The following is a 13,707-nucleotide window of genomic DNA, read 5'->3' on the forward strand; positions in this document are numbered from 1 at the left end:
CCCGGCACCGTTTTTTTATGTGACCGCTCCACAACCCCCCGGCGGGGGGGGCCCCGCCGCCGGCGCCCCCCCCCCCCGGGGGGCCCCCCCCCCCCCCCCCGGGGGGCCCCCCCCCCCCCCGCGCCCCGGCCCGCCGCCGGGGATCGGGGGCCGGGGCGCGGCGTCCGGGGATCGGGGGCGCGCCGGGATCACGGGGTGAGCACCACCTTGCCCCGGACGTGGCCGGTGCCGACCATCCGGTGCGCCTCGGCCGCGCGCTCCAGCGGGAAGGTGTCGGCGATCTCCAGCCGCAGACCGCCCGCCTCCCAGAGTTCGACCAGCTCGGCCAGCCGGGCCGCCGTCCGCGGCCCCCGCAGCATGCGCAGGCCGAGCCGCGCGGCGGTCGGGAAGTCCACGATGGTGCCGATCCGGTCCCGGTCGGCGACCAGCTCCACCGAGGCCTCCAGGGCGCCGCGCCCGGCCGCGTCGAAGGCCGCGTCCACCCCCTGCGGCGCCACCGCCCGCACCCGCTCGACCAGCCCGTCCCCGTACCCGACCGGGATCGCGCCCAGCTCGCGCAGATAGGCGTGGTTGCGCTCGCTCGCGGTGCCGATCACGGTGGCGCCCCAGGCGCGGGCGAGCTGGACGGCGACCGTGCCGACTCCGCCCGAGGCGCCGTGGACCAGGACGGTGTCGCCCCGGCCCACCCCCAGCAGGGTCAGCGCGACATGGGCGGTCTGCCCGGAGGCGGACAGCGAGCCCGCCTGCTCCCACGGCATCCCGGCCGGCTTGGGGACCAGCTGGGAGCCGTCGACGGTGACGAACTCGGCGTGGCTGTTCAGCGGCCGGAAGCCCAGCACCTGGTCGCCGACCGCCCAGCCCCGGCTGTCGGGGCCGAGCTGGTCGACCACCCCGGCGAACTCGTTGCCCGGGACGGCCGGCAGCTCGACCCGCACGCCCGGCGGCGCCCAGCCCTCCCGGACGGCGAGGTCGGCGGGCTGCACCCCGGCCGCGTAGACCCGGACCCGCACCTCGCCCGGTCCGGCGGCGGGGGTGGGTACCTCGGTCACCCGCAGTACCTCTGGGCCGCCGAACCGGGGGACGGTCACAGCCTTCATCTGGAGCTCCTGCCTCGTGGTCTGCGCTCTCGGTCCTGCCTGCGCCCCGATCATCGAAGGTGAAGCGGACTTGAGGTCAAGGGCCCTCCGGCGTGTTGCGTCAACTGAGCGCATTGTCGGATTTATCCTCGACGGCGGCCCGAGTCGCGCCCGGCCGCCCCCGTCGTCCGCCGCCCGCCCGTCGCCACCCGCTCTCCGCCAGCCACCCTCCGCCACCCGCTCTCCGCCACTGATCCGCCGTCGAGAGGAACCTCCCCGTGGGCCAGCTGCCCCTGCTCTTCGTGGTGCTGCTCGCCTCCGTCGTGACCATGCCGCTCGCCCGGCGGACGGGCGTGCCGCAGCCCGTGCTGATGACCCTGCTGGGCATCGTCATGGCGCTGGTCCCGCAGATCCCGGACGTCACCCTCGACCCGGACCTGATCCTCCCGCTGGTCCTGCCGCCGCTGATCTTCGCCGTCGCCCGGCGCTCCTCGGTCCGCTACTTCCGGGCCAACATCCGCTCCATCCTGCTGCTCGCGGTCGCGCTGGTGGTGGTCACCACCACCGCGGTCGCCGGCACCGTGCACGCCCTGCTTCCCGCGCTGCCGGTCGCGGCCGCCGTCGCGGTCGGCGCGCTGGTCTCCCCGCCGGATCCGGTCGCCGCCGTCGCGGTGGCCGGCAGCATCGGCCTGCCGCGCCGGCTGGTGTCGATCCTGGAGAGCGAGGGCCTGTTCAACGATGTCACCGCGATCGTCATCTACTCGCTGGCCATCGACGCGGTGGTCAGCGGCGACTTCTCGCCCGGCCACGCGGTGCTGCGCTTCGTGCTCTCGGCCGTCCTCGCCGTCATCATCGGCGTCGGCCTCGGCTGGCTCAACGCCAAGCTCGCCTCCTTCCTGGAGGACCCCACCCAGCAGGTCGCGCTCAACCTGCTGGTGCCGTTCGCCGCCTACACCCTGGCCGAGGAGATCCACGGCTCCGGTGTGCTCGCCGTCGTGGTCTGCGCGCTCTACCTGGCGGAACGCGCCGCGGAGGCCGACGCCGTCTCCTACCGGCTGGTCGGCAACGCCTTCTGGGAGATCGTCGAGATCCTGATCACCGGGGTCGCCTTCGGCCTGATCGGCCTGGAGCTGGCCACCGTACTGAAGGAGGCCGGCACCGGCTGGACGAGCATGCTCGGCGACGCGGCCGCCGTCATCGCCGTCGTGGTCGTGACCCGGCTGCTCTGGCTGCTGCCGGCCGGCTGGCTCTCCCGGAAGCTGCGGGCCGACGTGGAGGAGGACACCCCGATCAGCTGGCAGGAGAGCGTGGTGCTCTGGTGGTCCGGGATGCGCGGGGTGGCCACCGTCGCGCTCGCCCTGGCCGTCCCGCTGACCGTCGACTCCGGCGAGGGCTTCCCCGAACGCGGCCGGCTGGTCTTCATCGCCTTCAGCGTCGTCCTCTTCACCCTGCTGGTCCAGGGGCTCACCCTGCCGTGGCTGGCCAAGCGGCTGCACCTGGACATCGACCAGGACAAGCACGAGCAGGCGGTGCGCGAGCTCTGGTGGCGGGCCGCCCGGGCCGGGCTCGAACGGCTCGGCGAACTGGAGGAGCAGGACAAGCTGCCCGCCGAGGTCGCCGACCGCCTGCGGGACCGTCAGCACGACCGGCTGGCCCGGCTCTGTCCGGAGAAGTACGCCGAGGAGGAGGCCAGCGAGGCCAAGCTGCGGCTGAGCCAGTGGCGCGCCGCGTACAGCGTCGAGCAGGAGATGATCGCCGCCTCCCGGCGCGAGATGCTGGCCGCCCGCAGCGAGCTCGGCGCCGACCCGGAGCTGGTCGACCGCGTGCTGCGCGGGCTCGACCTCCGCTCCGAACGGAAGTGACGCGCCGTCCGGGGGCGCCGGCGGCGACCGCGCAGGCGGCCCGGGGGCACCCCGGCGGCGGCCCGCCGGGCCGGTGGGCCGCCGGGCCACGGAGCGTCCCCGAACGGAATGTGCGCAGGTGGTCCCGACGTTGCATAGGCTGGCCCCGGGCAGGCCGTCAACGGAGTCGGCGCACCATCAGTACCCGCACGACCTCGCGAAAACCCTCCCGCCTGGCCCTGCCGGTATCTGCACCCAGATGAAACGAGGAGCCACCGATGTCGGAGACCCGTGCCGACTCCCGTACCCCCCTGGACCGCACCCCGCAGTGGGCCGCCCTCGGCAAGCACCGCGCGGAGCTGGGCGAGACGCACCTGCGCGAGCTGTTCGCCGCCGACCCGGAGCGCGGCCGCCGCTACACCCTCCAGGTCGGCGACCTGCACGTGGACTACGCCAAGCAGCTGGTCACGGACGAGACGCTGACCCTGCTGCGCGAGCTCGCCGAGGCCACCGGCGTCGCCCGGCTGCGGGACGCGATGTTCCGCGGCGAGAAGATCAACAACACCGAGCACCGCGCCGTCCTGCACACCGCGCTGCGCGCCCCGCGCGGCGCCGTCGTCGAGGTGGACGGCGAGAACGTGGTGCCGGCCGTGCACGCCGTCCTCGACAAGATGGCGGCCTTCGCCGAGCAGGTCCGTGCCGGCGACTGGCGCGGCCACACCGGCAAGCGGATCCGCACGGTCGTCAACATCGGCATCGGCGGCTCCGACCTCGGCCCCGCGATGGCCTACGAGGCGCTGCGCTCCTTCGCCGACCGCGACCTCGACGTCCGCTTCGTCTCCAACGTGGACGGCGCCGACCTGCACGAGGCCGTCCGCGACCTCGACCCGGCGGAGACGCTCTTCATCGTCGCCTCCAAGACCTTCACCACCATCGAGACCATCACCAACGCGGTCTCCGCCCGCGGCTGGCTGCTCGCGGGCCTGGACGCCGGCACCGAGGCGGTGGCGAAGCACTTCGTCGCCCTCTCCACCAACGCCGAGGGCGTCGCGGACTTCGGCATCGACACCGCCAACATGTTCGAGTTCTGGGACTGGGTGGGCGGCCGCTACTCCTACGACTCGGCGATCGGCCTCTCGCTGATGATCGCCATCGGCCCGGACGCCTTCCGCGAGATGCTGGACGGCTTCCACCTGGTCGACGAGCACTTCCGCACCGCTCCCGCCGAGGAGAACGTCCCGCTGCTGCTCGGCCTGCTCGGCGTCTGGTACGGGGCCTTCTTCGACGCCCAGGCGCACGCGGTGCTGCCGTACTCGCACTACCTGTCGAAGTTCACCGCCTACCTCCAGCAGCTGGACATGGAGTCCAACGGCAAGTCGGTGGACCGCGAGGGCAACCCGGTGAGCTGGCAGACCGGCCCGGTGGTCTGGGGCACGCCCGGCACCAACGGCCAGCACGCCTACTACCAGCTGCTGCACCAGGGCACCAAGGTCATCCCGGCCGACTTCATCGGCTTCGCCCGGCCGGTCGCCGACCTGCCCGACGGCCTGGTCGCCCAGCACGACCTGCTGCTCGCCAACTTCTTCGCCCAGACCCAGGCGCTGGCCTTCGGCAAGACGCCGGAGGAGGTCGCGGCCGAGGGCGTGCCGGCCGAGCTGGTCCCGCACAAGACCTTCAAGGGCAACCACCCGACCACCACCATCCTGGCCGGGGAGCTGACCCCGTCGGTGCTCGGCCAGCTGGTCGCGCTGTACGAGCACAAGGTGTTCGTCCAGGGCGCGATCTGGAACATCGACTCCTTCGACCAGTGGGGCGTCGAGCTCGGCAAGGTGCTCGCCAAGCGGATCGAGCCGGTGCTGCTGACCGGTGAGGGCGCCGACGCGCTGGACAGCTCCACCGCGGAGCTGGTCGCGCGCTACCGCTCGCTGCGCGGCCGCTGAGCCCGCGGGGTGCCGGGCGGGATCGACCCGTCCGGCGCCCCGTACCTGCCCCAGGGACCGGAAAACGCCGGAAGGCCCCTCGCTCTCGCAAGGGGCCTTCCGGCTGTCTGTGCGCCGCCAGGGACTCGAACCCCGGACCCGCTGATTAAGAGTCAGCTGCTCTAACCAACTGAGCTAGCGGCGCCTGCTGACAGAGAAGACTTTAGCAGCGGCGCGCGGCCCGGCCAAAATCGAATATCCGGGGCCGGGGGCGGCCGCGCTCGGCCCAACGGCAGCGCCGGGCTCAACCCACCGGCCGACCGGGCTGAGCCCACCCGCGAGGCCGGGCTGAGCCCACCCGCGAGGCCGCGCTCGGCCCACCGGCAGCGCCGGGCTCAGCCCACCGGCAGGGCCGTCGAACCGGTCCGCTCGGCCGACTCTCGGGCCGCCCGGACGCAGGCCCAGAGCACCACCGAGGCGCCCGGCAGCCACGGCTCCCGGGCCTCCGGGGCGACGATCCACCGCCCGGCACCCAGACCGGGCGAGTCCGGGCTGTGCAGCATCCGCTGCACCGGCGGGACGGTCACCGCGTCGCCGCGGCCGTGGCAGAGCAGCGGCGGGACGTCCCGGGCCCACTCCTCCCAGGCGAGCAGCCGCCGCAGCCGGGCCGCCGCCCCGGGCCGGACGAACAGCAGCGTGCGCCCCCGGTACACGGCGACCGGGCCGCAGCCCGGGCCGGAGGTCCACAGCTCGTCCAGCACCCGCCGGCCGAACAGGGACGGCATGCTGATCACGTCGAAGGCGCGCCCGCAGGGCAGCACCGAGGGCGCCCACGGGCGCGACTCCCAGAGGGCGCGCATGCTGCGGGGGTACTCGCTGGCGGAGGCGAGCCAGGCCTCCCCGGCCACCGTGACGTACTCCACCGACTGATAGGTCCAGATGTCCACGGACAGCAGAGTGGGGTGTCCGCCGGGTGTCCGGGAGGGAAAGCGTGGTTCGCCGGACAGCACGGCGGGGAGCGGCGTACCCTGCCGCGCCGCATATGCCACTGGCGAGGTTGCCGCCCCGATCGCGGTCCGGCGCCTGATCGCGGTCCGGCCCCGATCGCGGTTCGGCCCCCGGGAGGGGTCAGCCCTCGTGGCGGCGGGGCTGGAGCAGGCCGCGGCCGTACTCGATCATCTTGGTCGCGTAGTCCGGCGTCCAGTCCGCCCGCTCGGCGATCTCGGCCTCGGAGAGCGCGTCGAACCGGCGGGTGTCCGCGAGCTGCGCGGCGGCGACGGCCTGGAAGTCGGTGGCCCGCTCGGCGGCCGCGCGGAAGGCCAGCGCCAGCTCGGTGGAACGGCGCAGCAGCTCGGCCGGGTCCTCTATCGACTCCAGGTCGAAGAACCGCTCCGGCTCCGGCTCGGCGAGGTTCGGCTCGAACAGCAGCTGGACCGGGCGCCGGCGGCGGGCGGGCGCTTCACCAGCGCCTGCGCCCGGACCGGCCGGCACGGTCGAACGGCTCGGGTCGGACGCCTGGGCGTGGGAGTCGGGCATGGACGGACACCTCCGGGGGCTCGGTGGGGGCGGACGGCGGCGGCCGGGGAGGACGCCGCCCGGTCCTGGCCGCCGTCCATTGTCTCGCGGCGACTGCCGGTAACGGAACGGTGCGAGTCCGGGCGCTATTCCCTCCCGGCGCGCCGGGGGCGTGCACCCGGCGGGAGGCGCCGCCGACCTGCGGGAGCCGGTTACCGCCCGCGGCCGGCCCGCTCAGCGCGCCAGCCGTACCCGGTGCCCGGCGAGGTGCTGCAGCACCTGGTGGTTGGCCTCCCAGCCGTCGGGGAACTTGACCGAGACGCCCAGCTGGACGGGTTCGGTGGCCGGGTGCTCGTCCAGCAGCTCGGCGATGCCGGCCCGGGCCACCACGATGCACGCGTGCCGGTGCCGGGAGGCGAGCACGCAGAGCCGGCCCGTCTCCAGGTGGAAGGCGGTCGCGTCCGGCCGCCCGGAGAGCGGGTGCAGCACCACCGTGACGTCGTACTCCCGGCCCTGCAGCCGGTTGGCGGTGTCCACCGTGACGGCCGGGCCGGTCGTCGGGTCGACCGGGACACCGGCCTTGACCAGCGCCGCCCGGACGGCCGCCGCCTGGTCCCGGTGCGCCGTGCCGACCGCGATCCGGCCGGGGGCGAGCGGGACGGTGCCCTGCTCGGAGTGGGCCGTCAGACCGCGCTCCAGCAGCCGGCGGACGGTCGCCGCCACGGCGGCCACCGCCTGCGGATCGGTCCGGACGGTGTGCCGGGCGGGCAGCTCCAGCAGCGCCCACCCGTGCTCGGCCGCCCGGTCGATCGCCGCGTCCAGCGCGGAGCCGTCCGGTCGCACCGAGGCGGTGAGCAGCCGGTCGCCGGGCCCGGTGCCGGACCGGAACGGCGTGTACGGGTAGAACGCGTCGGAGATCAGCGGCGCCGCGCTGGCCGGCAGCCGCCAGGAGACCGGCAGCCGGTGCGGCTCGATCTGCGGGTTGTGCGCGAGCAGCGTGACCACGGCGCTGCTCGACGGGTCGTACGACAGCCCCGCCCACTGCTCGGTGCCGACCACCGTGAACGGGTCCAGCTGGCCCGGGTCCCCCACGAAGAGGGCCCGCTCGAACAGCCGGGCCACCGCGAGCAGGGCGTCCGAGCGCATCTGGTACGCCTCGTCGACGATCGCGTGCCGCCACGGCGCCTCGGTCCTCACCCACTGCCACTTGGCGGCCGTCGAGACCACCACGTCGTGCTCGGCCAGCTCCGCCACCTTGTCGGAGGGCGTGACGTTGGGGTGCCGCAGCACCTCGGGGCCGGGCCGGGAGTCCGCCGCGTGCAGCCGGCCGATCGTCAGCCCGGGCGCCTTCTCGGCCAGTCGGTCGACCAGGTCGTCCACCTGTCCGTTGGTCTGCGCGACGATCATGAGGCGCTCACCGGCCTCGACCAGCTCCCGGGCGGCCCGCACCACCAGGGTGGACTTCCCGGCGCCGGGCGGGGAGTCGACCACCACACCGCGCGGGGCGCCGACGGCCGGGCGGACGGTGGCCTCCAGGATCCTGGCCACCGCGGCGTCGGCGGCCGCCCCGGGGGCCTGCTCGCTGTTCATCGGCCGGGTCACTCCCACTCCTCGACGGCGGTGGCGGCTGCGGCGCCGGCGGCGGCCGGCCCGGGGGTGGCGGCGGCGCCGGGCGGGCCGCCGTGCGTCCACGGCGTGTCGTCCGGCTCGGGCAGCGGCGCGGACTGGCGGACGGTCAGTTCGAACAGGGTGAAGGTGATCCGCTCGCCGGGCTCGGGCAGGCTGCCCGGCTCCGGCTCCTTCCGGCGCCCCATGCCGGACAGCACCCGCAGGGTGATGGTGCCCGCCACCGGGTCGACCGCGGTGATCACCGCCTTCTGCGGGCTCGGCGCGGCACCGGAGTCCGCGAGGGGGGAGGCCCGGACCCGGTGCGCCTCCCGGCCGAGGTCCGCGTGCGGGCGGTCGGCGGTCCGGACGGTCACCAGCGGACGCGGCTTGGGCGAGCGCCCCGAGGTGTCGTAGTCCGGCACCACCTCGGTGACCACACCCGCGAAGGCCTCGCCGGCCAGCCGGTGCTCGGCCATCGCCAGCGGGTCGTCCAGGGCCTCCTGGACGTCCAGCCGGGCCTGCTCGCGCTCGCGCTGCGCCAGCTTCCGGGCGGCCGTCACGGCGTCGTCCTGCCGGGGCTGCGGCGGCTCGCCGGCCGCCAGCCGGTCCCGGTGGCCGGTGTAGGACCAGCGGTCGCCCGTCCAGCGCTCCGCCAGGTGCCCGGCCGGCGGCAGCTCGCGGAGCAGGTCCAGGCCGTGCCACACGTCGTGCCAGGTGGGCAGCAGCACCCGGGAGAGCACCGCGCGCAGCTGCTCGACAGCCGTCCGGACGGCGGCCCGGGCCTGCTCCGCGTCGGTGCCGCCGGGCTCCTGGGCGGCGTGCGCCAGGGCGGCCGCGGCGGCGTCGTAGCGGGCGATGGCCGGGCCCAGCACCAGTTCGTCGAAGCGCGGGTCGGTGGCCGGGCCGGCGGGCGGGTGGAGCAACTGGCCGGCCCCGTCCCGCGCGGACTCGGCCAGCTCGGCGGCCTCGGCCCCGGTCAGGCCGGCCGGTGGCGCGTGCCAGGCCAGCCGGGCGGCGAGGTGCTGGTCCTCCAGGTGGCTCTGGCCGGTCGCCCAGTGCCGGGAGAGCAGGCCGGTCATCGCCAGCAGCAGGCTGGAGCCGGGCACCTGGGCCCGGTCGGTGAGGTGGGTCAGCCAGCGGCCGAGCAGCGGCACCCGGGCCGGCGCCGGGTAGGGGCCCGGCTCGTCGTCCTCCACGGTGCGGCGGAAGCGGGTGGAGCGGCCGAGCAGGGCGAGGTGGTGCATGCCCGCGGCGTTGGGCACGATCAGCTGCGGCGCGTCGGCGCACAGCTCCCGGAAGACCTGCGTCTTCTCGCCGGTCTCCGGATCCTTCTCGGAACCCTCGATCTGCTCCACCTCGTCGGCGAAGGACTCCAGGTAGGGCAGCAGGTCGGCGGCCAGTTCGGCCAGGAAGTCGAAGCGCAGGGTGCGGTTGAGCGGCTGCGGGACGATGTGCAGCCGGGGCGCCGAGCGGTCGGTGCCCAGCAGCACGGCCAGCGGCGCGCCCGCCTCGCCGGCGGCGGTCAGCGGGACGACCACCATCGGGCGTTCGGCGAGGTGCCGGTGGCGGACGGTGGCCAGCGGCTCGGCCCGGCCGCTGCGGACGGCCTCCAGCCGGGCGAGGGTGCCGAGCAGGCTCATCGGGCGGCTCCGGCCCCGGCGAACGCCTCCGCCGGCGGCTCGGCGAGCGGCCGGCCCAGCGCCTCGGCGCGCAGCGCGGCGGCGTACGCGAGCCGGGCGGCGGCCTCGTCGTTGCCGTCGCCGCTGTCGTCCTCGTGGTTGTCGTCGTGGCCGGCGTCGGCGGGGCTGGCGTCGGCGGCCGTGGTTTCGGGGTGGGCGGCCTCGGGGCGGGCGCCGGTCTCCTCGGCGGCGGCCAGTGCCTCGGTGACGGTCCGGATACTGCCCAACTCACCGCGCACGCCCCGGCCGAGCTGCTCGACCCGGTCCTCGCAGCGGGCCCGGGCACGGCAGTGGAAGCCCAGCTCGCAGGTGGAGAGGCAGTCCGGGCTGTACGCGGCCGGCACCGCCTCGACCGACTCCGCCAGCTGTTCGGCCGAGCGGGCGGGGGCCCCCGTCGGATCCGACGCGAGGTCGAAGCCGGCTCCCGGCGGCAGCGCGTCCAGCAGCCGGCCGATGCCGGTCATCCGGCTGAGCTGGCGGCGGGTGGTGGCCAGCTCGCGCCGGACGTCCACGGTCACCGCGGTCGGCCGGTTGCTGAAGTCCTTCGGGCAGACCAGCAGCACGCTCAGCCGGGGGCTGCCCGGCAGCCGCTGCTCGACGTACGGGTTGCGGTCCGGCTCCCGGCCGGCCAGCGCGGCGGCCGTCTCCTGGAGCGCCAGGACGTAGACGGCGGCCTGGCGGGCGGCGGCACCGACCTTGGCCGGGTCCGCACTGCCGTCCAGCACCGGGAAGGACTTGATCTCGATCACGGTGCACCGCCCGCCGTGCACCACGACCGCGTCCGGCTCCAGGTAGGCGGTGCTGCCGGCCACGGTGAGCCGCAGCAGCGGGTGGTCCAGCAGCGTCCAGGCCTGCGGATCGGCGGCGGCCTCGGCCAGTGCGGCGGTCGTCCGCTCGGCCCGGACCGCGGGGCCGGAGCGGCGCAGCAGATCGGGCACGGCGAGCGGGGCGCCGCCGTCGGCCGGCAGGCCGAGGTGGCGGCGCAGCGGCTCCAGCAGCGCCGTGTAGTCGTCCTCCTTCAGCCGTGACTCGAAGATCACGCCGCGGGCGAGGGCGAACGGGGACTGGCCGAACGGGGCGGGCCGGCCGAGCCGGGCGGCCAGCGCCGACTTGTCGACCCCGGCGGCGTCGAGCACGGCGCGGCGGTGACAGCCCGGATTGGCGGCGAGCGCGGCGAGCGCGCGGGCGTTCAGGCTGCGCTGCGGTGCGGGACCGCGCAGGTCGGCGAGCCGCTGGGCGAGCGGCTCAAAGTGCCCGTGGGACGGGACGTTCGTCGAGACGTTCATGGTGCGGCCCAGTGTCGCACCCGGGTCCGACAATCCGGTCCGGTCCGGCCATCCGCGGCCATCCGCGCCGATTCCGGGCGGTGGGCGGGCGGGTGTGCCGGTCGCCGCCCACCCGGGGGCCGATTCGCTGCGGCGGCGCCCGGGCTCGTAGGAGGTCCGCAGGTGAGGGATCATGGAGTGCCGGTGCTCAATGGTGAGACCGACCGTTGCCACCGCCCCGCTGCGAGGAGCCACTCATGCCCGCCCGAATCGTCCTGGTCCGCCACGGCGAGACCGAGTGGTCGGCCACCGGCCGCCACACCGGCCGGACCGACATCCCGCTGACCGAGGAGGGCCGCGCGATGGCCCGGGCGCTCGGCGCCCGCCTGGCCGTGGCCCCCTGGAACGGCCTGCCGGACGCCCTCGTCTACACCAGCCCGCTCGGCCGCGCCAAGGAGACCTGCGCCCTGGCGGGCTTCGGCGACCGTGCCGTGGATCGGCCGGAGCTGCTGGAGTGGGACTACGGCCAGTACGAGGGCCGGACCGGCCCGGACATCCGCGCCACCGACCACCCCGGCTGGCTGATCTGGCGGGACGGCGTGCCCGGCGGCGAGAAGCTGTCCGAGGTCGCCGCCCGGGTGGACGGCTTCCTCGCCGGCCTCAACGACGAGCACGGCGTGCCGGACGAGGCGACCACGGTCATGCACGGCGCCGACCGCGACGTGGTGCTCTTCGCGCACGGCCACCTGCTGCGCATCCTGACCGCCCGCTGGCTCGGGCTGCCGCCCGAGTACGCCCAGCGCTTCAAGCTCGGGACGGCGGCGCTCTGCGTGCTGTCCTGGGAGTACGGCGCACCGGCGGTCGAGGTCTGGAACGACCTCAGCCACCTGGAGGGCCTGCAGCACTGACCGGCCGCCGCGCCCCGCGTCCGACGGTCGGTCAGGGGCGGGGCGCGGCCGCGGTACCGGCGATCGCCGGCCCCGGCCCGCTCAGGCGGCCGCCGCGAGGTCGTAGTCGGCCAGGAACCGGCCGACCTCCGGCACCGTCCGGTGCGGGCGCAGCCGCTCGGCGGTGTCCGCCAGCATGCTGCGGATCCGGGCCGAGCGGACCTCGCCGAACAGGGCCACGGCGGCCGTGCCGTGGCCGGCGGCGCCGGCCACGTCCCCCTGGCCGAGGCGGTCGTGCGCCAGCTCGGCGGTGTACAGCACGCGGTTGCGCACGAAGTGCGGCTCCTGGAGGGCTATGGCCAGCCCCGCCTGTTCGCTGGCCCGGTCCCAGTCGCCGAGCGCGGACCAGCACTGGGACTGCAGCCCGGCGATCTCGGCCTCGCCGAAGAAGGACATCCACTCGGGATCGGCCTCGGAGGGGCCGCGGTCGAACAGCGTGTACGCCCGGCCGAGCGCCCGTTCGCAGGCGGCCCGGTCCTGCAGCAGCGCCCAGCCGCCGGCCTCGCGCATGGCCAGCAGGGAGAGCAGCCGGTCGGAGTCCAGCTGCCGGGCGGCGGCCTGCCCGGCCTGGGCGGCGCGGAGCGCCTCGCGGGGGCGTCCGGCGTCCCGGGCGAGGAAGGCGCTGTTGCAGAACACGTGCGCCTCCAGGGCGGAGTCGCCCGCCATCCGGGCGGTGGCGAGCGCCTCGGCGTAGAGCGACCGGGCGTCCGCCAAGCGGTTCGAGTCGTGCGCCAACCAGCCCACCGAGATCGCGAGTTCGCCGGCACCGGCCTGAAGTCTTCGCTCCGTCTCGGCGCTGTACTCGCCCTCGTTGAGCAGCACGTAGGCGGTGCGCAGCGACTGCCCGGCCAACTCGAACAGGGCGTCGGCGCCGTACACGTCGTCGGCCAGCCGGATGTCCCGGACGGCCTGCTCGACGTCGAGCACCTCCGCGGCGCCGATCCGGCGGGGCGGAGGTACCGGCCCGGGGCGGCCCGGGACGAAGCCGGTGCCCCGTTCGGGGTCGAACAGGCCCGGGGCGGCGCCGAGTCGGGCGGTCTCCTCGGCCCCGGGTGTGCCCGGGGCGGCGCGGTCGGCGGCCCAGGCCGGCCGGTCGATGCCGATCACGGTGGCCAGCGCGGCCGGGCCGCCGGCCAGGAACGTACGGCGACGCACGTCGTCGTTCTCCTCGTCGAAATGGTGCGGTCCATCGGGCCCCCGGAGTGACGCCGGGGACCTCGGCGACGCAGGTCCGTCCGGTGGGGGTGGTTCCGCGTACGGCGAGGCAGCGTACGGGAGTTGGATGGAGTGCGGCGAGCGCGGGGCGGGCAGGGGCGGGAACTGCGGGTGGAGCCGGGGTGGTGCGGAGCCCGCACCGCCGTCCGCCGAGCGGCGGCGGACGGAGGTCCGGGGGGCGAAGCCGAGGTCGGTCAGCGAGCGGTCCGGCCACATGTGCCGGAAGACCCGCTCGTAGGCGTAGTTGGGGCAGCGGATCTCGCCCGCCTCGACCCGCCCTACGTAGCGGGCGTCGCAGGAGACGTGCTCGCCGATCTCGCGGGCGGCCCGTCGTACGGCCATCGCGAACTCGCCCGGCGAACGGTCGCCGCGCAGTGCGCGCATCACGGTGTTGGGTGACGGGCGGTTCGGCTCGGCCGGTGGGGTGGCTGCCATGGTGCGCTCCGTGGTCGTGCGGGGTGCTGGTGCGAAGTGGGGCGGTTCCGGAGGGTGTCGGTCCTGGGTACGGTGGTTCGGCCCGGTGGTGCCGTGCGGCCGGTCGGCCGACCGGGGCCCGCTCGGTCGCGTGGACTCCGCTCGGCCGCGGGTGGCCCGGTGGGGTCGGCCACGGGTGGGCCCGGTGGGGCTGGATGGGCCCGGGCT

The 13,707-nt window shown here is 75.7% G+C and carries 10 protein-coding genes and 1 tRNA gene; 3 read left to right on the plus strand and 8 right to left on the minus strand.

Annotation, left to right across the window (positions count from 1 at the left end; all coding sequences use genetic code 11):
- Positions 1 to 188 precede the first annotated feature (188 nt).
- Positions 189 to 1,097, minus strand: a complete 909-nt coding sequence (locus ACFWA9_RS16735) for an NADP-dependent oxidoreductase (protein ID WP_380387847.1) — start codon at positions 1,095 to 1,097, stop codon at positions 189 to 191.
- A 257-nt stretch (positions 1,098 to 1,354) separates the two neighbouring features.
- On the opposite strand from ACFWA9_RS16735, the gene ACFWA9_RS16740 reads away from it, so the two are divergent.
- Both ACFWA9_RS16740 and pgi read left to right on the plus strand, forming a co-directional pair.
- Positions 1,355 to 2,938 carry a Na+/H+ antiporter gene (locus ACFWA9_RS16740; RefSeq protein ID WP_329487767.1) on the plus strand — a complete coding sequence of 528 codons (1,584 nt, stop codon included), beginning with the start codon at positions 1,355 to 1,357 and terminating at the stop codon, positions 2,936 to 2,938.
- Between the two features lie 257 nt (positions 2,939 to 3,195).
- On the plus strand, positions 3,196 to 4,857 hold the full coding sequence (gene pgi / locus ACFWA9_RS16745; RefSeq protein ID WP_352294934.1) for a glucose-6-phosphate isomerase: 1,662 nt from the start codon (positions 3,196 to 3,198) through the stop codon (positions 4,855 to 4,857).
- Positions 4,858 to 4,967: 110 nt separating this feature from the next.
- On the opposite strand, the gene ACFWA9_RS16750 is transcribed toward pgi, so the two are convergent.
- The 6 genes from ACFWA9_RS16750 to ACFWA9_RS16775 form a co-directional block, all read right to left on the minus strand.
- Positions 4,968 to 5,041, minus strand: a tRNA-Lys gene (locus tag ACFWA9_RS16750).
- Positions 5,042 to 5,231: 190 nt separating this feature from the next.
- Positions 5,232 to 5,885, minus strand: a complete 654-nt coding sequence (locus ACFWA9_RS16755; RefSeq protein ID WP_380387851.1) for a bifunctional DNA primase/polymerase — start codon at positions 5,883 to 5,885, stop codon at positions 5,232 to 5,234.
- A gap of 79 nt (positions 5,886 to 5,964) precedes the next feature.
- Entirely contained in the window at positions 5,965 to 6,372 is a 408-nt protein-coding gene (locus ACFWA9_RS16760; RefSeq protein WP_329487764.1) for a hypothetical protein, read from the minus strand.
- 213 nt (positions 6,373 to 6,585) lie between these two features.
- Positions 6,586 to 7,941 carry an AAA family ATPase gene (locus tag ACFWA9_RS16765; RefSeq protein ID WP_329492105.1) on the minus strand — a complete coding sequence of 452 codons (1,356 nt, stop codon included), beginning with the start codon at positions 7,939 to 7,941 and terminating at the stop codon, positions 6,586 to 6,588.
- An 8-nt stretch (positions 7,942 to 7,949) separates the two neighbouring features.
- Positions 7,950 to 9,599 carry a hypothetical protein gene (locus ACFWA9_RS16770; protein WP_380387854.1) on the minus strand — a complete coding sequence of 550 codons (1,650 nt, stop codon included), beginning with the start codon at positions 9,597 to 9,599 and terminating at the stop codon, positions 7,950 to 7,952.
- Positions 9,596 to 10,924, minus strand: coding sequence for a hypothetical protein (locus ACFWA9_RS16775; protein ID WP_380387857.1), 1,329 nt, complete (start codon positions 10,922 to 10,924; stop codon positions 9,596 to 9,598). Before ACFWA9_RS16775 ends, ACFWA9_RS16770 begins: the two co-directional genes overlap by 4 nt.
- 236 nt (positions 10,925 to 11,160) lie before the next feature.
- Between ACFWA9_RS16775 and ACFWA9_RS16780 the strand changes: the two genes are divergently transcribed.
- A complete protein-coding gene (locus ACFWA9_RS16780; RefSeq protein WP_380387860.1) occupies positions 11,161 to 11,811 on the plus strand; it encodes a histidine phosphatase family protein in 651 nt (216 codons plus the stop codon).
- An 81-nt stretch (positions 11,812 to 11,892) separates the two neighbouring features.
- Here ACFWA9_RS16780 and ACFWA9_RS16785 read toward each other — a convergent pair whose 3' ends face one another.
- Positions 11,893 to 13,500: a tetratricopeptide repeat protein gene (locus tag ACFWA9_RS16785; protein WP_380387863.1), complete on the minus strand. Its 1,608-nt coding sequence runs from the start codon at positions 13,498 to 13,500 to the stop codon at positions 11,893 to 11,895.
- Positions 13,501 to 13,707 lie beyond the last annotated feature (207 nt).

The organism is Kitasatospora sp. NPDC059973 (genome assembly GCF_042737525.1).
In the GTDB taxonomy this organism is placed as follows: Bacteria; Actinomycetota; Actinomycetes; order Streptomycetales; family Streptomycetaceae; genus Kitasatospora.